We start from the raw sequence: 21,377 nt of genomic DNA on the forward strand, positions 1-21,377 counted from the left end.
CTTGCATTATCGATGGACATCATGATAATTCAAAATTTTGACGACTTGGCAACTACAGACAAGAAAAAAGATTGTTTAAAAATTTTAGAATCAGGACTTCAAGCAGCAAATCCAGAAAATATAATTAAGAAATTTGTCACTCCTAATGAAATAAAAATTGATGGGAAATCATTCAGTTTAGAGAAATATTCAAGTATCTATTCAGTCGCTTTTGGGAAGGCAGGGGACACTATGACTAGAGCACTAAATGCAGTCATTCCAATAAAAAGCGGAATTATAGTTATTCCAAAAGGTTCAAAATCAGTTATCAAAGGTAAAAAATTCCAGATTTTTAATTCCAGACATCCAAAGCCAGATTCCACAAGTGTAAAAGCAGCAAAAGAAGTCATGAAATTTGTTCAAAACAAGCGGAGTGATGAATTGATAATTTTCCTAGTTTCAGGAGGAGGCTCATCATTGTTAGCAATGCCTGATGATATCACTTTGGATGACAAAGTGCATGTCACAGATACTCTGTTAAAATCTGGTGCAACCATACAAGAATTCAATTGTATTAGAAAGCATCTATCAAAAATCAAGGGAGGTAAGCTTGTAGAGAATATGAAATGTCAAGGAATAGGACTAATAATGTCAGATGTTGAAGGAGATGATCTGTCATCAATTGCATCAGGTACAACATACATGGATGACACAACATATGCAGATGCATTAGCAATTATTAAAAAATACAAAATAGGTTGGAAAATGCCTAATGAAGTTTTGACACTTTTAAAAAATAGAATGAATGAGAAAGAACTAGAGACTCCAAAAAAAGCCAAAATCGAAAATTATGTGATTGCAAATAATGACGATTGTCTAAATGAAATGAAATCTAAAGCTGAAAAAATGGGCTATACAGTTAGTGTGATGCATATTTTTGGAGACATTAAAGAAATAGTAACTAAAATTCTTAAAAAAATTTCAGAAGAAGATAAAACATGTATTATTTTTGGGGGAGAACCAACAGTCAAAGTTCTAGGAAAAGGAATGGGTGGGAGAAATCAAGAATTAGTTTTAAGATTATTAAAAAATACACAAAAATTAAAAAAGATGGTCATTGCATCTGCAGGAACTGATGGTGTTGATGGCAATTCAGTTTTTGCAGGAGCAATTACAGAAAATGTAAAAGTGGATTTAGACACAATGAAAGAATTTCTTAAAAATAGTGATTCAGGGAGATTTTTTCAAAAGCAAAAAGGAAACATCAAAACAAATCCAACTCACACAAATCTAATGGATATAGGCGTAATTTTGAGATAAATCATTCAAAAAGTTAGGCGTAAAAATATTAATTTTTTTGAATTTTATTGAACAAATGATTATTCAAAAAGTAGAGTCCTTCAAATATCATAATTGCCTAATTAGAATATGGTAAAAAACAATCATGGATTTTGTAACGACATCTCCTGCAAATGTGACTGCCATGAGGGATCAAGTTTTAGAAGAGGGAATAGGAAGAGACAGTATTGCTAGAAAAACAATTCAATCCAGAAATGCTGTATAATAGAGTAGTTCATTTCTATATCGATAAAAAAGGATTTTCAAAAGACAAAGCAAATAAAATTGCTCAATCTGTGGTTCAGAAAGAAGCTATACGAAGAATTTGTAAAAATGAAGAATGTAAACACTTTTCTCACGACCATGTTAGAAATGCAGAAACATGTCTTGTAGATAATTGTGGATGTAATGAATTTACTAAGTAAAATCATCTAATGAATTTTCAAGTAATGGCTGTGCACTAATCCCTCTTTTCCTCAAGTCTTCTGCAAACTCATCTACAAATCCATGTATTGTGTAAACTTGTTCAGCTCCAGATTGTACAACCATGTCAATCAATTCAGTGTAATCACAGTGATCACTCATTGGAAACGAATAATCAGTTCTCCTCCCAAAAGAGTACTTCATTGATTGTGCCCATCCACTAAATCCAATTGTTACTGCACCGTATTTTGATTTCATATCTTGAACAAATTTATTTTTACTAGACATCATTGGTGCAATCATAACCCAAGGTTTTTTGTCAAGTAAACCATTTTTCTCAGCCTCAGTATGTCCAATTCCATCATTGAGTGATACCCCAAATTTTTGATGTAATGCATTCATGTCTTTAACAGAGTCATGTAGGTATAACGGACCCCAATGACCAAAAAACTGTGTTATAGTTTGGGCCTTACCTAATTGGTAACCCATCAAAATTACAGGAACCCCTTTCCCATAAAGTTCAGAAATTAATTCATTGACTTGTTTTAGAATATCTTCAAGTTTTGGAAAAATAAATTCAGGTAAACCAAATGTACATTCAGTGATCAGAGTTTTACACTTTGGAATTTTGGCACCCTTGAGAAATCCACGATCTCTTGTACAAACATCTCCAGTATAGAAAATATCATCGAAAAGTAATCCTTTTGCACCCAAAATATGCCCACTGTCAATTAGAGAAAAATCATCAAGAAATTCAACATGATTTTCCATCTTAAACCCTCGAAGGTTGGCTATTTCACTAGTCTCAATAGATGATAGAATAGTTCCACCGTTTTTCGATGGAAGATGATCAGAGTGTGCGTGCGATACAAAATTTATCCCATTAACATCACTGTTTTTTGGATCCAACAAAACTCGTTTATCATCAACCTCACACAGGATTCCATTTTTTGTCATCCTGACTTTACTAGGCAATGAAAATCAAGTAAGTTGGATTTGATATAAATTGCAGGTTTGATCTACTATTGACTAGTTGCTAAATCTAGGAATTCTAATCTCAGGTCGTGGGAGTAACATGGAATCAATCCTAAAGGCAATTAAGAAAAAAAAGATTCCAATCAATCCAGCAATTGTAATTTCTAACAAACATGATGCTAAAGGTCTAAAAATTGCAGAAAAATTAGGAGTTAAAATCGAAGTAGTTGAAAGTAAAGGATTCAAAGGAACCAGAGCAGAGTACGATAAAGAAATTATTTCAATCCTCACAAAACATGGAGTCACACCAAAAAATGGCCTTGTATGTCTTGCAGGATTTATGAGAATTATAAGCCCAGAATTTGTAAAAAAGTACAAAAACAGAATCATCAACATTCATCCAGCTTTACTTCCAGCATTTCCAGGATTAGATTCACAAAAACAGGCATTAGAATACGGAGCTAAAGTATCAGGATGTTCAGTTCATTTTGTAGATTCAGGAATGGATACAGGTCCTGTAATTATTCAAGCAGTAGTCAAAATTAATGAAAAAGATACAGAAGAATCATTATCAAAAAGAATCTTAAAAGAAGAACACCGAATTTATCCTGAAGCAGTCAATCTATTTGCTAGAAAAAAAATCAAAGTTTCAGGTAGAAGAACAATAATTAGTTAAGAATCAGGACCTCCAAAAAAATACAAAACTTTGAGTTCCTTTGTATTTCCATGAAAGCAATGCTCCACATTTTTTGCTACAAAAAATAATTTATCTTGAGAAACTTTGTAATCCTTATCTTTAATTTTTAAAAATCCGTTACCTGAAATGATATAGTATACCTCATCACTGTCATGTGGTGTTTGAGTGTCCTCCTCTCCAGGTTTGAGTACCAAAACTCCTGCGGCTAAACTGTCCTTATTGATAAAAGTATGAAAATAAGAATTATTGTTTTTTATTTTTTCTAGATATATATCTAAATCATATTCTAGCTTCAATTTTATTCAGCAGCTACTTCGTATGTTTTTCTCTGAGGATCAGCACTCATGAATGAATGTCCAGTAGGATGAACTTTTTCATGTTCAGGGCTTTGGTGCATTTTGATAAAAGTTTCTTTGCTTTCATGTTCAACAAGGATTCTATAAGTTCCATCAGAGGATTTCAAGAATTTTCTAGAGATAAATCCTGGAAAATTACATAGTACTTTGTTTGATTCAGCAAACCAATTTTTAAAATCGTCCTCAACCCCTTCCTTGAGTTGAATATCGGCAATCATTACAAACATGTTATGACTAGTGAAATAACCATTTAATTTCTTTTCTGAGATTTTCATCTTAGAATTCCAAGGATTAAATATCTACAAATCAAAAAGCAGTTCATGGCAGGCATTAGAATTGATGGTAAGATTATTGCCCAATCAGTCAAGGAAAGAGTCAAAAAAGCAGCTGAGGTGCTGAAAAATCAAGGGATTTCGCCTTGTTTAGCCACAGTATTGGTTGGAGATAATCCAGCTTCTGCAACATATGTTAGAAATAAACACATAGCATGTGAAGCAGTAGGAATTTCCACAAAAGATCACAAACTTGATGCCAACATAACTCAATCAGAATTAACCAAAATTATTGATGAATTAAATGCAGACAAATCAGTTCATGGTATTTTAGTTCAACTTCCTCTACCAAATCAACTAGATGAATTTGCAACTACATCAAGAATATCTCCACTAAAAGATGTAGATGGTTTAACTCCACATAATGCAGGTTTACTTGCCATGAGTAAAGCAGCATTAGTTGCATGTACACCATCAGGAATAATGGAGATGTTTGATTATCATGGAATAGACCTAGAAGGAAAAAATGTCGTGTTAATTAATCGAAGTAACCTCGTAGGAAAACCACTGTATCATTTGTTATTAGAAAAAAATGCCACTGTATTGACATGTCACTCTAAAACTAAAAATTTATCAGAACTATGTCAAAATGCAGACATTATCATCACTGCAGTAGGAGACAGAAACAAATTCACACTAACCCCAGATATGATCAAAGAAGGAGCAATTGTAATTGATGTTGCAATTTCAAGATTTCAAGAAAAATTAGTGGGAGATTCAGATTATGAAAAAATAATTCAAAAAGCATCATTTGCCACGCCAGTTCCAGGAGGAGTTGGTCCCATGACAGTTGCAATGCTATTGAAAAATACAATTACAGCAGCATCACTGAGTAGTCAAATTGGATAAAAACCCAGAAAAAGAATCATTACGAAATAGGCTTTTGGAAACAAGAGACAACACATCGTTTGATCTATTAAAAATTGCAAGTGGGAATATTCAGAAAAAATTAAGAAAAATGTATGCTTTCAAAAATGCTCAGAGAATTGGAGTATACTACCCAATAGGAAGTGAGATTTTTACTCAGGATATCATCCAAGAACTAATCAGTCAAGGAAAAGAGGTTTTCCTGCCTAAAGTTACTGGGAAAACCATGGAATTTAGAAAAATTGTAGATTTTTCAAGCCTAGAACATGGCAGTTTTGATATTATGGAACCAAAAGATGATTGCCCAGTGAACAACAATCTAGACGTTATTTTAGTGCCAACTGTAGGAATTGATCATAGCGGAGTCAGATTAGGTTATGGCTATGGGTTCTATGATAAATTTTTGGCAGAAAATAAAACTACAACAATTTCTCTTACCTTGGAAAAACAAATTATCAAAAAAATTCCAAAATCAGATCATGATGTATTGATGGATTGGATTGTAACAGAAGATCAAATGATACAGACTCAAAGATAAGAAAGACCTTTTTGACCAATATCTTTTCGATGAAATTTCTGAGACCAAATAATTTTGTCAGTTGCAGCATATGCGTTTGTGATTGCCGATTGTAATGTATCACCTAATGCAGTTACTCCCAATACACGTCCACCGTTTGAGAGAATCTTTTCGCCAGACTTTTTGGTACCAGCATGGAAAACAATTGCACCCTCCGGAACAGAATCAAAGCCAGTGATCTCATCATCTTTTGAATATGCCTCAGGATATCCCTTTGATGCCAAAACAACACACACAGCAGATTGTGATTTCCAAGTGGCAGGAGGTAAAGAAGACAATGTGCCATCAACACTTGCTACAAAATAATCATACAAATCAAAATCCATCCTCATAGTAATTGGCTGGCATTCAGGATCACCCATTCGAACGTTGTATTCTAAAACATATGGTTTACCATCCTGAATCATAATTCCGGCATACAAAAATCCCTTGAAAACAATTCCCTCTTTTTTCATTGCATGGATAGTTTTTTCAATAACTTCTTCTTGAATTATTTTTGCTAAATTATCATCAATTATTGGAGTTGGAGAATATGCACCCATTCCTCCAGTGTTTGGGCCTTCATCATTATCAAAAATTCTCTTATGATCTTGGCTGGAAGCCATAGGAATAGCAATATCCCCATCAGAAAGAGCAATGTAGGAGGCTTCAATTCCATCAATTCTCTCCTCAATGATAATCCTATTTCCAGCATCACCAAATGTCTTATTTACCAAAATTGTTTGAATTGCAGAAATTGCCTCATCATTACTATTACAAACAATTACACCCTTTCCTGCAGCCAAACCATCTGCCTTTACAACTACATTGTAGTCAAGGGATTTCACATATTCTTGAGCTTTTTGAGCATCATCAAATATTTCAAAACGAGCAGTCGGGATTTCATTTCTTTTCATAAAGTCTTTTGCCCAAATCTTACTTGATTCAAGTTGAGCCGCTTGGCGTGATGGTCCAAAAACTCTGAGACCTAATTTGTTAAATTTATCTACAATTCCAGCAGCTAGAGGATCTTCAGGTCCAACTACAGTAAAACAATTATTTTTTTGAGCAAAATCTGCTAATCCATCTAAATCATCCACACTTATTGGAACATTATTTTCAGTCCCGCCATTTCCAGGAGCAGTAAAAACAGTTTCAACTTTACTACTTTGAGACAACTTCCATGATAATGCATGTTCTCTTCCACCAGAACCAATCACTAAGACATTTACCAACAAAAATTATCTTTTTCTCAATTATATAATCCAAGTCTCAACAAATCAATTTAGCTTTATAATGCCACAAACATTCTAAAATTTAGATGGAACTTTCTTCAAAATTTGATGCTAAAGCAATAGAATCAGAAGTTAGAAAATATATCAAATCCATTGACTTGGAAAAACTGATTTTTGCATCAGATAAACCTGAAAAAATTCGATTTATTGAGGGCCCACCCACTATGAATGGAATTCCACATGCAGGACATCTCAGAGGCAGAGTAATCAAGGATTTGTGGTATCGATTCAACACATTACAAGGAAAAAAAATTGAATTTAATGGTGGATGGGATACCCAAGGACTCCCTGTAGAATTACAGGTGGAAAAAGAATTAGGAGTTACAGGTGGAAAAAGTGAAGCCATCAAAGAATTTGGAATTGAAAGAATTGTTTCTGAATGTAAAAAAACTGTAGAAAAATTCAACAAAACATGGGTTGAAGTTGATACACAACTTGGAATGTCATTTAATCATGAAAAAGCATATTGGACATTTAGAGATGAATTTATTGAAAGAGAATGGCAAGTTCTCAAAAAAGCATATGAAAATAAAATTTTAGAAGAAGACTTTACTGTAATTGCATACTGTCCAAGTTGTCAAACGTCACTCAGTCATGCAGAAGTCAACCAAGGGTATGAAGAAGTCAAAGACCCTTCACTATACTACAAAGTCAAGCTAGTGGATGAAGATGCATTTTTGATAGTATGGACTACAATGCCATTTACTCTTGTTACTGATGCCATGGTAGGATTACAACCTAAAGAAGACTATGCATATGTCAAAGTGGAAAACGAAACTTGGGTAATTGGAAAAACAAGACTAGAAGAGTTCATGGCAGAAGTAAAAATTGAAGAATATAAAATTGAAAAAACTGTAAAAGGCTCAGAATTTGAAGGAAAAAAATACATTCATCCATTATTGGATTTAATTCCAGAATTAAATGAAATTTCAAAATCAGATAATTATCATGTGGCAGTTTCAGAGACATTTGTAGATGCCAGCACAGGGAGTGGTCTTGTACATCTATCACCTGCAAACGGTGAAGAAGATATTAAAATTGCAAATAAACGCAAAGTCAAAATTTTCAGCCCCATTAATGACGAGGTAAAATTCACTGAAAAAGCAGGAAAATATCAAGGAATGTTTGTTAGAGATGCAGACAGACCCATAGTCGAGGATCTAAAAGAGTGCAATGCCCTTGTAAAAATTGGTAAAATCAAACACAAGTACCCACTATGCTGGAGATCACACCATCCAATTGTGTGGCTTGCAAGAAAAGGGTGGTTTTACAAATTAGATAGATTAGATAACAAAGCAATTGATGCAGCAGAAAGTGTAGAGTATTTTTTTGAGCAGCCAAAAAACAGATTTCTTGGAATTATCAAAGAGAGACATCCTTGGTGTATTTCTCGAGAAAGGATTTGGGGCTGTCCTCTACCAGTTTGGAATTGTGAAGATTGCGGTGAGAAAAATTGGTTCTTTACTAGAAAAGACATTGTAGATGCTGCAGATAAATTGCCAGACGGCCCTGACTTTGAATTACACAGACCATGGATTGACAACATTACAGTAAAATGTAAAAAATGTAATGGAGTCAATACAAAAAGAGAAGAATATGTTTTAGATACTTGGCATAACAGTGGCTCTGCACCTTATTCCTCGCTAACAGATGAAGAATATGCAAATGAAATTCCGGCTCCATTTTTCACAGAAGGAATTGATCAAACTAGAGGTTGGGCATACACGTTACTAATTGAAAATGTAATTTTAAACAATGCTGCAACTCCACCTTACAAATCATTTTTGTTTCAAGGACATGTGTTAGATGAGAACGGAGGAAAAATGAGTAAAAGTAAAGGCAATGTCCTAGAGGGAGCAGAATTGCTTGAAAAATATCCAGTAGACCTGATTAGATTCTATTTTATGTGGAAAGCAAGTCCAATTGAGCCCCTAAGTTTTAGCACAGATGAATTAATGTCAAGGCCATATCAGGTAATCAACACGCTATTCAATTTACACCTGTATTTTCAGCAAAATAGTCAATATGATAATTTTAATAATTCAAACTCAATTAAATGGGCAAAGCAAAATGACTTGCTGACATCTCCAGATATATGGTTACTATCAAAACTTCAAAAACTGATTCAAATTCTTACTGAGAAAAATGAATCATGTAAATTTCACGAAGGCGCAAAGGCAATTGATGATTTTATCATCAACAACCTCAGTCAAATCTACATTCCAATAACTAGAGGAGAACTATGGGATGAAGACGATGAAAAGAAAAACAGAAGATTGGCAATCTATGCAGTCCTAAGTGAAGTTCTAAAAACATTAGATATTCTGATTCATCCATTTTGTCCATTTACAAGCGAACATCTCTATCAATCAATATTTCCAGGAAAACAAAGTATTCTACTTGACAAATGGCCAACATACCAAGAAGATCTAGTAAATGAAAAAATCGAAGAATCATTTGACATCATGAAGGATATCGTATCAATTTCTTCAGCTGCCAGAATGAAAGGAAAACTGAAAAGACGATGGCCATTAAACGAAGCACAGATTTGTGTAAAGAAAGGTCAGAAAAATAAACTTGAATCATTATCTGAATTATTACAATCTCAACTAAATGTCGAGAAATTTACAATTACTGAAACAGAAAAAGAATCAGGAATAGAACAAATTCTGGAATTAAAACAATTAGGATTACCTGTCAAAGGAGTAGTAGAATTAGAAAGAAAACGAATTGGACCAAAAGCAAAACAACACATGGGAAAACTTGTATCTACATTTAATGAAACCAATCCAGATGAAATAATTTCATCATTAGAGAAAAATTCAAAATATGATTTTGATATTGATGGAGAGATTATTTCGCTATATAATGAAGACTTCATAATAGATTTTGATGCAAGTGAAAATTATGCCGCTGCAAAAAGAGACAACTATACTGTAATTATTTCAACATTAAGAAACAAAGAGATGATGGCAAAAGGATTGGTAAAAGATATTGCAAGAAGACTCCAAACACTTAGAAAAGAGAGAGGATATACCCCAACTGATGTTTTAGAAGTTGCATCTATTTTAGAATTAGATGAAGAATCCCTTGAAATGATGAAAGAAAAAGCTGAAGAACTAGCATTTTTGGTCAGAGTAAAACAAGTTAACTTTACAGAATCTTGTAAGGAATACAAAGAAGACGACATTGATGGTCAAAAAATCAAAATTTCTGTAGAATAGAATTTGAAAATGAATGCAATATTTTTATTACATTTAGAAATCCCATAAGCAAATGTCAGAATCAACCCCAAATGTTGTTGGAATTAACGTTCTAAAACAAAATGGCCTAGATGTTGATGAATTGTTAAAGGAATTAATCAAAAATGCTGCAGTAGAATTTACTGCATACTATTACTTTACCAATCTCAGAGCACATTGCACAGGTATAGAAGGGGAAGGATTGAAAGGAATTATCGAAGATGCAAGATTAGAAGATCTTAGTCACTTTGAATCATGCCTTGAGAGAATCTACCAACTAGGTGGAACTCTTCCAAATGACGCAACAGAATTTATCAAAATTTCTGGATGTGAATTCTTACAACTTCCAGCAAATCCAACAGATCATAAAGCGATTCTAGAAAAATGTCTCAAAGCAGAACAAGGAGCAATTGTCAACTGGAACAAAGTTTGCCAGATGACATTTGGAAAAGATCCTGTCACATACGATATTGCAAAAGATATTTTGGCTGAAGAGATAGAACATGAGTCTTGGTTCCTAGAACTAATCTATGGTAGACCATCAGGACACATGCGAAGAAAGTATGCAGGTGAAAGACCACATACAAGAAAACATTCTAGAGCATTAGATATGGCCTAAGTGCCAAATCATTTTCTTTATTTTAAATTCAAAATTAAAGTGACTTTATACACGACAAATAGTGAAGAGGTGTTGTTTTATCACGGTTAAATAGAAAAATCCCTTATTGATAATATGGTTAAACAGATTAGCCTTGATGCATGGCAAATTCAGCAGCTATCAGATCTGTTAGAAAAAGGCTCAAGTATTGTTGCAAAAACAAACAGACCAATTGTTCTGTACAGACAAACTCTTGAAGAAGAAGAAGAATCTTATGAAGAAATTGTATGTACACTTACCAAAGGATATGTGATTGAACAGATGGTCACATCAGGAGGAATTCTAGTTCCAAGCTTTCATCAACAATTTGTATTTACCATAGAAGAGTACCCTCAAGAATTATTACGAAAAAGTAAAGATCGCTTTTTAGAAATGATTGATTTTCTAGATGAACAACTAAAATAGTATCATAGTTAATAAAGACCGTAAATTTCATAATTTCTGCATGCAATTACTTGAATTTCAGGCCAAGGAATTATTTCGAGAATATGGAATTAACTTACTTGAGAGCATCTCATCAACTAGCATAGAAGATGGTCGTAAACATGCAAAAGAATTAGGATATCCATTTGTAATTAAAATTCAAGTGCCTGTTGGAGGCAGAGGAAAAGCAGGCGGAATTCAAAAATGTCAAAACGATGATGAATTTGAGCTAAAATATCCTCAAGTCATGGACTTGACGATTAAAGGAGAGAAAGCAAGAGCAATTTTACTTGAAAAGATGGCAGATATTAAAAAAGAATTGTACCTTTCAATATTTTTGAATCGTTCAAAAAGATGTTACACCATTATTGCATCAGCTGAAGGTGGTGTAGAAATTGAATCAGTTAAAAATCAAATTATCAAAGAGGTTGGATTAGGAGATGTCTCAGATGAATTAGCAAAACAAGTTGCAAAGGAAATGGGGCTAGAAGGAATCACAGCAGAACAATTTGTGGATACTTTAAAAAAATTATCAAAATTAACAATTGAAAAAGAGGCAGAACTTGTCGAGATTAATCCATTAGCAATAATGCAGGATGATTCAATCATGGCACTAGATGGAAAATTTGTAACAGATGACAATAGTAATTTCAGACACCCAGAATTACAAAAATACCAAGAAAAAACAGCAATAGAAGAACAAGCTGAAAAAAGTGGATTTTCTCTAGTAGAACTTGATGGAGATATTGCAGTAGTTGGAAATGGTGCAGGACTTGTAATGTCAACATTAGATATGTTATCAGATAACGGTGGAAAGCCTGCATGTTTTCTTGATGTCGGTGGCGGTGCAACAACAGAATCAGTGTATGAAGCATTAACATTAATCAGTCAATTGCCAAAAGTCAAAGGAATTCTCGTAAATCTCTATGGAGGAATTGTAAAAACTACTGTTGTTGCCGAAGCATTTCTCAAAGCATATGAAAATAATCTAATTGATTTGCCAGTATTTTCAAGACTAAAGGGAACAGAATCAGATAAAGCAAAAGAAATGTTACAAGGTTCTAGAACCAACATATTTGATACAGTAGAAGAGGCAATTAATGCAGCAGTGATGGGGATAAAGAAATGACAGACATCTTTGAATTACTAAAAGGAAAACCAGGAGACCCAGATTATGAAAATAAAGAAGTCATAGTTCAAGGAATTACAGGATCATATGGTTCACTACATGCAGGAAAAATGTTAGAGTATGGAACCAACATTACAGCAGGAGTTACACCAGGTAAAGGAGGACAAACATGGAATGAGAGTGTACCAATTTACAATACAATGCAGGAAGCAGTAGATGCAACTGATGCAAAAATTTCAATCATCTTTGTTCCAGCAAAATCCTTCCTTTCAGCAGCTAAAGATGCATTAAATGCTGGAATCAAATTACTAGTTGCAATTCCAGAACACGTTCCAATTAGAGATACAATGGAGGCATTAGATTTAGCAAACAAAAAGGGCGCAACAATAATTGGACCAAACACACCGGGAATAATGATTCCAGAACTAATCAAGATAGGAATCATGCCACCAATGCCATTTAAGGCAGGAAAAATTGCAGTATTATCAAAAAGTGGAACATTACTATATGAAATTTCAGATGCTCTTACAAATTCAGGATTTGGTCAATCAATTACAATTGGAATTGGCGGTGACCCAGTTAACGGAACAAGATTAATTGATGCATTTGAAATGGTAAAAGACATTCCAGATATGGAAGGATTGGTAATAGTTGGAGAAATTGGAGGAGACTCTGAAGAGATGTTAGCTCAAAGAATTATCGATTGTGGATTTAACAAACCAACAGTAGCATACATTGCAGGAAGAGCAGCACCTAAAGAAAAGAGAATGGGTCATGCAGGAGCAATTGTAATGGGAAATTATGGATCAGCAGAATCTAAAGTATCAATGTTTAACAAAGCAAACATCCCTGTTGCAAAAAGACCTGCAGAAGTACCAGTATTACTAGCAGGAAAGATGGAAAAATCCGATTAGAATAAAAGAGAGAGATAAAGGAGAAAATTAATGCCTATTACAGATCCAGAAAAGAAACGAATTGCACAACAAGCACGTCTTGTAATGAGAATTTGCTTCAAATGTGGAGCTAGAAACGATATAGGTGCTACACGATGTAGAAAATGTAGAAATCCATACTTGAGATTAAAGAATAGGAATCTCGGGGTTAAGAAATAGAATTAAGAAATAGAATTAAGAAATCATTAATCTTTGTCGATAGTCTACAATTACAGATTTTAATTCACTATTGTATTGTTTAACAAAGGATTTAGCTGCCTCAGGATCTTCCAATTCTTCAAATGTCAACTGTAAATCCTCAGGGAGTTGATCATTCATTTGATACAAAACTCTAGCAGCCTCTACATATTGTCCTAAGTTATCAGCATATTCAAAGGCCAATTTCATCCGGTCAATTAATGCATCAAACTCTTGTAAAGACATGAAAATTATTTTTAAAAATAGTAAAAAAGGTCAAGGTAATTGTAACATAATCACATAGCAAAGACAAAAAAACTCCTAATTGAGCAATTTAGTTGGACCGGTCGTCTAGTTTGGTTTGGATGACGCACTCACACTGCGTAAGGAAATTACTTTCCCGCAAAGGTCGTGGGTTCAAATCCCATTCGGTCCACCATTTCATTTATCCCAAAATACATGAATTGGATTTAGAATCAAAGATAGTTCCAGGGCCACATTTGGAATCAAACTCAGTTGAATCAGATGTTTTTACAACACCAACTCTACATGCATTTGTATCAGGATCAAGAACAGTACCAGGGCCACATTTGGAATCAAATTCACCATAGAAAATATCTTCATCCTCAATCACAGGGTTAGAAATTGTATCAGATGATGAATCAAATGTATTATCAAAATACCCTTGAGAATAACCAGCACCAAGTATTATCAATATCAAAACAGGAATTCCCACAATAATTGGAATCTTTAATGGAATTGATTTTGAGAAACTGCCAAAAGATTTTGATTCAGGAATAAGTTGAGGGTTTGCACCTACTTCAAAAATTGAAGCCCCACAAATCATGCAAAAGTTAGCACCCAATGGACCTTGTTTTCCACATTTCCAACAATGAATTGTATCTTTATTTTCAGGTTCATTTTCAAAAACAATCTCATCAGTTTGTGCATCAGAAGTATGTTTAACAAGATATTTTTCTCGTAAATTTTTCAGATAATTCTCATCAGTAATCCAGATTTTTTTATTTTGAATGAAAGTCTGTTTAATGTGCTCTAATCTATAAGGGTCACCAACATCCAATTTCAATAAAGCATTGACGTCATCTACAACATCTCTGGAATCCATACGTTCCCCGTAAATGGCATATCATTAAAAACTAATTGAAAAAGAAAGAGGATTTTAGACAGAAATAAGGGTGAAAATGTCTAAAACGAATAATCCCAATCCAGTGTGAAATAATAGTAATTATTAAAATCTAGAAAACAAACAAACCATGTGAATGTCTCTCAGACAAAATTAGAGGTTGAATCATCAAAAGAAATCCTACTGCAGACAATTTTAAAAAACAAGGAAAATCTAGATACAAATTTGATTGCAATTGCGATTAAAGATTATGTTAAAAATTACGATAAATATATTGATGAAAAAAAAAGACTCTTAGATATTATTTCAAGTTTTAAGAAATAAGTGGGTTTTAAGATATTTGTGCCAATAGTTGTGTGTGACTAACATCATTTCTAAAACAGTCATCCAATCTGGATTGTAGTACTTTGAGATAGCAGTTAATCGAACAACATCCTTTGTGACCTACATCAAATGAATCTAAACAGATTTCACAGATTTTCATAAGGATATCTCCTGAGTTTGAAGCTTTATCTTTGAAATGACAGTGTTAGTCATTTTGAGCAAAGCCTCCATTTGAGGATCTTGGACATATTGTAAAGTCATTAGGATGACTCCATTACGTGTAGTTTAATCTTCATTAGGACTTCATTTGTCATTTGTAAGAGATTTGCCATGTCAGCATCAAGAAAACATTCTGAACTGGAATCAAACATCACTGTTTTTTGTGTTGTATTCATTTTTCTTCAATACACTATTAGTTACAATGAATATAACCAAGGATTTCGATTAGGCATGAATTAAGTATCGATGGCATCGAACCTCACTGGTTTGAGAGTATTTTGAAACTTTAACAAGGATATTCAGAGAGATCAGTAATCAGTTCTGAGGTCTCATCTAATATTTTGAGATGAAATAAGATAGATTTGCCATTACTGGACTTTAAAATATTTTGAATCATGCCGAGATTTTAGAGAGTGGAACTATAGATTTAATCATATCTTCTGAACCAAAGTGAAATTTAGTTTCATAGCATTGCTCACATACAAGCCATTCATGGCAGTAAATCTGTCCAATTGTAGGTTTGTAAATAATTTTGTATTTTGGTTCGTGTCTATCTTCGCATTGATTCATCGTCAATCTCCTTTGATAGTTGTTCTACTTGTCCAGTAAGTAGTAAGTAGAATTTACGGACCATATTCAAGTAGACATCTCCGTAGATAATTGCTCTACTTGTCCAGTAAGTAGTAAGTAGAATTGTTGTAAAAAGTTCAATAGTAAAACTCCTTTGTCTGATTTTTAATTTTCATAACTACATCACCGGTCATTTTTATCAAATGTTTAACTTCAAGATCATTGAGATGTTGACGACCATCATCTATAGACTGTTTAGCCATAAATGAAACCTCATTTTGAAGGCTCTCAAGTGCTAAAACCTGACTAGTCAATATAGCGCCTCTCCTTTTTCCCAAGACAGTTCAAACAATGAACTCATCATATCTACGAGAGTTTCAGAATCAGACCACCATGCAAAGACCTGTCTTGTAGGATGTGTTGCATTGCGCATAAAGATGAGGACCTCTTTTTTGTCATTCACAATGAAACACTTGTTTTCAGAATTTGCAGGCATTGCTCTAATTTGTGCTGAATTCATCTCAGATAGGAATTCAGGGGTTTGGTTTAGAGGAGTGACGACCATTTTGAGATTAGTTGGTGCTTCTTCTACCCAATCAAACACATCTGCATGATACATTCTTAGTAAATCTGAAACACTGCCATAGATTCTGAAATCCTCATTGCTAGAATTTACCATTTCCTTGATTTTGTTCATGATAGGGCCTGTTCCATGTAGCAATTGCATTTTTTCAGATTTTGATTCATCTGTCTCTACTGCAAAGAATGGGATTTCTTTCCACATCTCTGAAAGAGATTCTTCCTTGTTTGCCAGGGTGTCAATTCTATCCTGTTCTTGTTTGACCAATGTAGAAACTGCTTCTTTCATATCCATTGCCGTGTATTTTGTTGGATGTGCCAGTTCTGCAACAACCAATCCCATACTCTGAAGGGAGTTGACCAGATGATAGGTCTCAGTTCGAGGCAATTGTAGTGCTTTTGCTATCTCAGAAGCAGTCTTCGATCCATACTTTCCAAGATAAATGAACACCTTTGCCTGGCTTTTTGTGAGGCCAAAATTGATTAATTCATCTCTAATTTTCTCAAGAGTTAGTTTATGCTTGTACATTGCAGTGTCTGATTCATTATCAAACAGACTGATTTGATTTTGAGAATTCATTAGAAATTCTCCTGTGATTGTGTTTTAATTTTCATTATGACAACGTTTGTCATTTTTAGGAGATTATCAATGGATGAATCTGCTAGGAATTGGTATGTCATTGGGACATCTCCATAGATTGTGTTTTAATTTTCATCATGACATCATTTGTCATATTGAAAAGTGACTCCAATCTAGAATCTAAAAAAGTGTGATTTGAGTCAAATGTTTGGTTTTGTGTTGTTTGGTTCATTGTTCTACAAAGATTGTAGTGGTTACAATGAATATAATCAAGGTTTTCGATTAGGCACGAAATATGGTTCGAACCATGCGAACCTGTCCTATTTTGAGTCCCAATAGTGGAATTACATACTATTGCTTATAAAGGAAAATCCATCAATTACCTTATTGAAAAATAGCCAGATAGGCGTTATCACAATTGCCTCAATTGCAATATTATTTACATTATCTACTGTTTATTCCAATTTTGACATATGGGAAGAAGCTTATGCAGGTGTAACACTCGATCGTGACAATGTTGCAAAGACAATTCTAGTACGAATAAACCCAGATGGAACAAATTTTGAGAATGCATATGATTCATTCTCAAGAATTGGTTTTGTTGATGGAGAAGCAAATTTTTTACTAGAATCAGTTCCTAGTAAAGATAAAAAACCATTTTACGCTTTAATTCAAAAATCACTAGAATCAAAAAATACACTACTTAAAAACAAAGGAATGAACATCGCAATCGATATTTTCTCAGGTGATGGAGAGGTAATTGAGACATTAAAATATTCAAATTGTGATGTAACTGAATATTTTGTTCATGGTGTGGATTCAAAAGGAAAGATTTTCTTTACAGAGGATGACGGAACTGTCGAGATCAGAGAGGTAACAAAATTTGAATGTGTGTCATTTTCCTTAGAGGTGGAGATCTTACAAAGCGATCTTGACAGATTAGAGCAAACATTAGAGATTATAGAAACAATATCCAATCCATTTGAAATAACAACTGAGAAAGGATATTTCAGTAAACCTGCAACCAACGGTACAGAAGGAGAATTATTCTACAACAGTATGACTAACAAACTACAAAAGTTTGTTGATGGTAAATGGATTGATATTTCCGGAGTAGGTGGACCACCAACACCTAGAAGGTAATTCAATGAAATTACAAATCATTGTGTTTTTGCTTATAATTATTGGGATTTCAGCAGGATTATCCCAACTAGGAAATGAGCAGATATCAATAATCGTTAATTCAGAAGGAAAAGCCAAAATTTCTCAAACACTATTTCCCAAAACATTTGTTTCATCAATTGACGTACCAATAGTTTCAGAAAAAATTTCAAATCTTTTGGCAATTGATGAAAAAGATATTCTTTTAGGCACTACACAGGACCAAGATCTTTTGAAAATAGCCACATTAGGCGCCTCAGTAGTTGATCTCAAATATAATGCAGATATTCTAACCTATGAATCAGGAGTTTTTAGGCTAAAATACAGCAGTGAATTAGAATCCAGAGTCAGCCTACCCCAATTATCAAAACTAGTTTCATTAAATATAATTCCAATTGAAATTTCAGAAAAAGAATACGTCTTACCCCCAGGAGATATTTCTCTGAGTTATTCAATCAAGCCAGTCACATCAAAGGAGTTTTTTGTTAATGTTGATGGTTCAGAATATAAAATTGAAGCAATCACTGCGGCCAAGATAGAAGAATTTTCAGCAAATTCAGATGAAATTCAATTCATCATCAGAGACAAGGCAATTGTTTTGACAATTATTCCTACAACAGTTTTGGAAAATCCAAATGACGTATTACTGAATGGAGATAAAGTAGAGTTTAGTCAATTTCATCAAAATTCAACCCACTCTTGGATCAGAATAGATCCTCATGAGAAAGGTTTGGTGCGAATTTTAGATTTCAAGGAAGAATCAGTAGAATGGTTTGACTGGTTATGGGGATGGTTCAAATGAACATGAATTTAATTTTTCCATTTGTAATACGGTATTATGTTAATAACATAATGCGAACCGGACGACTGGATGGATCGAACTACTCAGTTAAGTTCAGTTATGACGCAAGATCAGTGTTGAAAATAAGCCTCTTCGGCCTAATTGCACTTTTCGTATTAACAGTTAGTGTACCTTCAGCTTTTGCCCAATCAACTGAATCAGAAACTAGTTCACCAATCAAAATGGTGCTTGATTTGACAAGAAGTAATCTCTTAGACTCTTTTGATGACACTGGAGAGATCCCTTCTTCAGCGCAGACATTTTATGATTTAGGACAAGAGGAATATCAAAAGGCAATTGATGCTCTGAACGCAGGTGATTTTGATGCAGCAGAAGAGCATGCATTAATTGCCATGACATTGTTTGAGGATTCAGCATCAGTAATTGGAGAAATAATTGAATCAGAATCATTTGGAGAGAGTTCAGGTATAGACGAGTTTAGTTCTCAGATTATTAATCAGCCAACATCAGCCAATATTTTTGAGATTCAGGAAAAAATTACAGACACTGATGAGGAGGTAGAAAATTTAAGACAATTAATTGAATCAAATAATTTAGATGTTAATTTAGAGGAATATGAGGAATCTATCAATTTAGCAAAAGAGGGATTAGCTAATGGTGATATTTCAGGTGCAAATGAAAAATTATCAATAGCAAATGAGATGAAAAATGAAGTTTATAATCAGATCAATGTAGCAGTAGAGGAAAATCAAGATGAACGAATTGAGCAATTTGTGACAAATAGTATCAGCACAATAAATCAAATGTTAGCAAACGGAGAAGAACTAGGCTTAAGCCAAGATACACTAAATGAATTACAAGATACCCTAGATGTTCTGAACACAGGTGAAATTGATGAGATTTTAGAAAAAACAGATGACAATAGCAATCTTGCAAAGGAATTCAAAAATGAAAACAAGGAAGCTGAGAAGGAGCTAAAAGAAGATAACAAGGAAGCTGAGAAGGAGCTAAAAGAAGATAACAAGGAAGCTGAGAAGGAGCTAAAAGAAGATAACAAGGAAGCTGAGAAGGAGCTAAAAGAAGATAACAAGGAAGCTGAGAAGGAGCTAAAAGAGGAAAACAAGGAAGCTGAGAAGGAGCTAAAAGAGACAGATCCAGAGGCAGCAAAGGAGCTAAAAGAGGAAAACAAGGAAGCTGAGAAATTATTGAAAGAGGAAAACAAGGAAGCTGAGAAGGAGCTAAAAGAGGAAAACAAGGAAGCTGAGAAATTATTGAAAGAGGAAAACAAGGAAGCTGAGAAGGAGCTAAAGATTTCTAAATTCGGAAAGGTGCCACCAGGTTTAGCTAAATTACTAGATAAAAATAATGATGAATCAGAATCACCAAGTACTGATGTAGAAAATCCAAGTAATACGGATGTAGAAAATCCAACTGAATCTTTAGATTCTGTAGATATTGCATCAATTATTCCTGACGTGTACGATGTTTCTGCAGATCTAGTGTATTCTCCAGATGATTATTTTGAAGATGCAGTAGATGAGTTGGAAGAAGATTCATTTGAAGAAAATTACGATAAAATGTACAAAGACTCAAAGGCTAAAGTCAAGAAGGACAAGGCAAAACAAGCAAAATTAGATAGAATTGCAGATGCTGCAGCTAATGGTGGACCACCAGGCCTTGCAAAGAAGGCCAATGATGGAATCACAGATGGTGATGCAATTAATATCTCAGCAACAGTAGGAGTACAATACACAGTTCAAGATTTCACTGCAATAAAGAACGGTAAAGATGATTCAGATAAAATCAAAATAGATGTAGACATTCCAATCGGTTCAAGTTTAGGAAATATCAAGAATGAGGCACAACCATATTCATTTACACCTGACGTAGTGGGGGTTTATACTATTACTGCTAAGGTAGGAGGATTATCAGATGTTATCAGAGTAATTACGGCAATAATAGCTGGTACTCCAACAGTAGAAAATCCAATTTCAGATGTAACTTTAACTTCTCCAAGACCAGATTCTGTAATTGATCTTAGAAATGTATTTGACGATGTAGAGGATGCCGATGATGAAATGACTTATAGCATTTCATTAAATACATTCACCGGCACATTCACTTCAATTTCTATTGATGTTAATGATGTTTTGACTATTGATTATGATGACACTGCTGCGGGTGAAGGAACAGGAATCATCACAGTCAGAGCAACAGATACAGATTTGTTATTTGTAGAAGATTCATTTGATGTAACAGTTTCTGCTGCTGGAAATACTCAGCCAACAGTATCTCTTTCAATACCAGATGACAGTACAGCAAAGAATGTAGATTATGTAATTCTAGATATTGGTCAATATTTTGCTGATGCAGAGGATACTGACATTCAATTAACATACACTGGAACAAGTGCAATCATTTCAGGGGATTCAGATACAATTGATGCAATCACCAGTGTTCCGGGCACTACATTAGTAACTGTAGATGTCAAAAATGGAAGAGATGGAACGGCAGATATTACAATTAGAGCAACAGATACAGGAGGATTGTGGATAGAAGACACATTCAGACTTGTAGTAGGTTCGGGATAAAATTAAT

25 protein-coding genes and 1 tRNA gene are annotated in these 21,377 nt (G+C 34.0%); 15 read left to right on the forward strand and 11 right to left on the reverse strand.

The window, feature by feature from the left end:
- Positions 1-21: 21 nt before the first annotated feature.
- Both C5F49_RS06535 and C5F49_RS06540 read left to right on the forward strand, forming a co-directional pair.
- Positions 22-1,299 (forward strand): glycerate kinase type-2 family protein, encoded by a 1,278-nt coding sequence (locus C5F49_RS06535; RefSeq protein WP_179362200.1) that lies wholly within the window; start codon positions 22-24, stop codon positions 1,297-1,299.
- Between the two features lie 206 nt (positions 1,300-1,505).
- Positions 1,506-1,742, forward strand: coding sequence for a hypothetical protein (locus C5F49_RS06540; RefSeq protein WP_179362201.1), 237 nt, complete (start codon positions 1,506-1,508; stop codon positions 1,740-1,742).
- On the opposite strand, the gene C5F49_RS06545 is transcribed toward C5F49_RS06540, so the two are convergent.
- A complete protein-coding gene (locus C5F49_RS06545; protein WP_179362202.1) occupies positions 1,735-2,697 on the reverse strand; it encodes an MBL fold metallo-hydrolase in 963 nt (320 codons plus the stop codon). The genes C5F49_RS06540 and C5F49_RS06545 overlap by 8 nt on opposite strands.
- 76 nt (positions 2,698-2,773) lie before the next feature.
- On the opposite strand from C5F49_RS06545, the gene purN reads away from it, so the two are divergent.
- Positions 2,774-3,391 (forward strand): phosphoribosylglycinamide formyltransferase, encoded by a 618-nt coding sequence (gene purN / locus C5F49_RS06550; RefSeq protein WP_179362203.1) that lies wholly within the window; start codon positions 2,774-2,776, stop codon positions 3,389-3,391.
- Here the strand turns inward: purN and C5F49_RS06555 are convergent.
- Together C5F49_RS06555 and C5F49_RS06560 are read right to left on the reverse strand one after the other, a co-directional pair.
- The gene (locus tag C5F49_RS06555; protein WP_179362204.1) at positions 3,388-3,708 is read right to left on the reverse strand and encodes a cupin domain-containing protein; all 321 of its coding nucleotides are present in this window, start codon (positions 3,706-3,708) and stop codon (positions 3,388-3,390) included. The genes purN and C5F49_RS06555 overlap by 4 nt on opposite strands.
- A 2-nt stretch (positions 3,709-3,710) precedes the next feature.
- On the reverse strand, positions 3,711-3,995 hold the full coding sequence (locus C5F49_RS06560; RefSeq protein WP_179363631.1) for an antibiotic biosynthesis monooxygenase family protein: 285 nt from the start codon (positions 3,993-3,995) through the stop codon (positions 3,711-3,713).
- 93 nt (positions 3,996-4,088) lie between these two features.
- Between C5F49_RS06560 and C5F49_RS06565 the strand changes: the two genes are divergently transcribed.
- Positions 4,089-4,949, forward strand: coding sequence for a bifunctional 5,10-methylenetetrahydrofolate dehydrogenase/5,10-methenyltetrahydrofolate cyclohydrolase (locus C5F49_RS06565; protein ID WP_179362205.1), 861 nt, complete (start codon positions 4,089-4,091; stop codon positions 4,947-4,949).
- Complete coding sequence (locus tag C5F49_RS06570) at positions 4,942-5,505, forward strand: 5-formyltetrahydrofolate cyclo-ligase (RefSeq protein WP_179362206.1); 564 nt, start codon at positions 4,942-4,944, stop codon at positions 5,503-5,505. The genes C5F49_RS06565 and C5F49_RS06570 overlap by 8 nt, the downstream gene beginning before the upstream one ends.
- Here the strand turns inward: C5F49_RS06570 and purD are convergent.
- Positions 5,496-6,758: a phosphoribosylamine--glycine ligase gene (gene purD / locus C5F49_RS06575; RefSeq protein WP_179362207.1), complete on the reverse strand. Its 1,263-nt coding sequence runs from the start codon at positions 6,756-6,758 to the stop codon at positions 5,496-5,498. The two genes, C5F49_RS06570 and purD, sit on opposite strands and share 10 nt — an antisense overlap.
- Before the next feature lie 86 nt (positions 6,759-6,844).
- On the opposite strand from purD, the gene ileS reads away from it, so the two are divergent.
- From ileS to C5F49_RS06605, 6 genes are all read left to right on the forward strand, one after another.
- Entirely contained in the window at positions 6,845-10,042 is a 3,198-nt protein-coding gene (ileS, locus tag C5F49_RS06580) for an isoleucine--tRNA ligase (RefSeq protein WP_179362208.1), read from the forward strand.
- A gap of 52 nt (positions 10,043-10,094) precedes the next feature.
- Positions 10,095-10,679: a DNA protection during starvation protein gene (gene dps / locus C5F49_RS06585; protein ID WP_179362209.1), complete on the forward strand. Its 585-nt coding sequence runs from the start codon at positions 10,095-10,097 to the stop codon at positions 10,677-10,679.
- Between the two features lie 114 nt (positions 10,680-10,793).
- The gene (locus C5F49_RS06590; protein WP_179362210.1) at positions 10,794-11,123 is read left to right on the forward strand and encodes a hypothetical protein; all 330 of its coding nucleotides are present in this window, start codon (positions 10,794-10,796) and stop codon (positions 11,121-11,123) included.
- Between the two features lie 40 nt (positions 11,124-11,163).
- Positions 11,164-12,270, forward strand: coding sequence for a succinate--CoA ligase subunit beta (locus C5F49_RS06595; RefSeq protein WP_179362211.1), 1,107 nt, complete (start codon positions 11,164-11,166; stop codon positions 12,268-12,270).
- The gene (locus C5F49_RS06600; RefSeq protein WP_179362212.1) at positions 12,267-13,184 is read left to right on the forward strand and encodes a succinate--CoA ligase subunit alpha; all 918 of its coding nucleotides are present in this window, start codon (positions 12,267-12,269) and stop codon (positions 13,182-13,184) included. The genes C5F49_RS06595 and C5F49_RS06600 overlap by 4 nt, the downstream gene beginning before the upstream one ends.
- A gap of 30 nt (positions 13,185-13,214) precedes the next feature.
- The gene (locus C5F49_RS06605; protein WP_179362213.1) at positions 13,215-13,382 is read left to right on the forward strand and encodes a 50S ribosomal protein L40e; all 168 of its coding nucleotides are present in this window, start codon (positions 13,215-13,217) and stop codon (positions 13,380-13,382) included.
- Between the two features lie 15 nt (positions 13,383-13,397).
- On the opposite strand, the gene C5F49_RS06610 is transcribed toward C5F49_RS06605, so the two are convergent.
- Positions 13,398-13,646, reverse strand: coding sequence for a hypothetical protein (locus C5F49_RS06610; protein ID WP_179362214.1), 249 nt, complete (start codon positions 13,644-13,646; stop codon positions 13,398-13,400).
- Between the two features lie 94 nt (positions 13,647-13,740).
- Here C5F49_RS06610 and C5F49_RS06615 point away from each other — a divergent pair.
- Positions 13,741-13,839 (forward strand) — tRNA-Val (locus C5F49_RS06615).
- 6 nt (positions 13,840-13,845) lie between these two features.
- Here C5F49_RS06615 and C5F49_RS06620 read toward each other — a convergent pair.
- The 6 genes from C5F49_RS06620 to C5F49_RS06640 all read right to left on the reverse strand — a co-directional run bounded on the left by C5F49_RS06620 (position 13,846) and on the right by C5F49_RS06640 (position 16,816).
- Complete coding sequence (locus C5F49_RS06620; RefSeq protein WP_179362215.1) at positions 13,846-14,526, reverse strand: zinc-ribbon domain-containing protein; 681 nt, start codon at positions 14,524-14,526, stop codon at positions 13,846-13,848.
- A gap of 349 nt (positions 14,527-14,875) precedes the next feature.
- Positions 14,876-15,028, reverse strand: a complete 153-nt coding sequence (locus C5F49_RS06625; protein WP_179362216.1) for a hypothetical protein — start codon at positions 15,026-15,028, stop codon at positions 14,876-14,878.
- A 100-nt stretch (positions 15,029-15,128) separates the two neighbouring features.
- On the reverse strand, positions 15,129-15,263 hold the full coding sequence (locus tag C5F49_RS09730; protein ID WP_281361106.1) for a hypothetical protein: 135 nt from the start codon (positions 15,261-15,263) through the stop codon (positions 15,129-15,131).
- Positions 15,264-15,480: 217 nt separating this feature from the next.
- The gene (locus C5F49_RS06630) at positions 15,481-15,657 is read right to left on the reverse strand and encodes a hypothetical protein (RefSeq protein WP_179362217.1); all 177 of its coding nucleotides are present in this window, start codon (positions 15,655-15,657) and stop codon (positions 15,481-15,483) included.
- Positions 15,658-15,794: 137 nt separating this feature from the next.
- Positions 15,795-15,971, reverse strand: coding sequence for a hypothetical protein (locus tag C5F49_RS06635; protein ID WP_179361847.1), 177 nt, complete (start codon positions 15,969-15,971; stop codon positions 15,795-15,797).
- Entirely contained in the window at positions 15,968-16,816 is an 849-nt protein-coding gene (locus tag C5F49_RS06640) for a TrmB family transcriptional regulator (RefSeq protein WP_179362218.1), read from the reverse strand. The genes C5F49_RS06635 and C5F49_RS06640 overlap by 4 nt, the downstream gene beginning before the upstream one ends.
- Before the next feature lie 387 nt (positions 16,817-17,203).
- Here C5F49_RS06640 and C5F49_RS06645 point away from each other — a divergent pair, with 387 nt between their 5' ends.
- The 3 genes from C5F49_RS06645 (at position 17,204) to C5F49_RS06655 (ending at position 21,370) form a co-directional block, all read left to right on the forward strand.
- Positions 17,204-17,959 (forward strand): hypothetical protein, encoded by a 756-nt coding sequence (locus C5F49_RS06645; RefSeq protein WP_179362219.1) that lies wholly within the window; start codon positions 17,204-17,206, stop codon positions 17,957-17,959.
- A 4-nt stretch (positions 17,960-17,963) separates the two neighbouring features.
- Positions 17,964-18,779, forward strand: a complete 816-nt coding sequence (locus C5F49_RS06650; protein WP_179362220.1) for a hypothetical protein — start codon at positions 17,964-17,966, stop codon at positions 18,777-18,779.
- A 116-nt stretch (positions 18,780-18,895) separates the two neighbouring features.
- Positions 18,896-21,370: a coiled-coil domain-containing protein gene (locus C5F49_RS06655; RefSeq protein ID WP_179362221.1), complete on the forward strand. Its 2,475-nt coding sequence runs from the start codon at positions 18,896-18,898 to the stop codon at positions 21,368-21,370.
- Positions 21,371-21,377 lie beyond the last annotated feature (7 nt).

This window comes from Nitrosopumilus oxyclinae (assembly GCF_013407165.1).
Taxonomy (GTDB): Archaea; Thermoproteota; Nitrososphaeria; order Nitrososphaerales; family Nitrosopumilaceae; genus Nitrosopumilus; species Nitrosopumilus oxyclinae.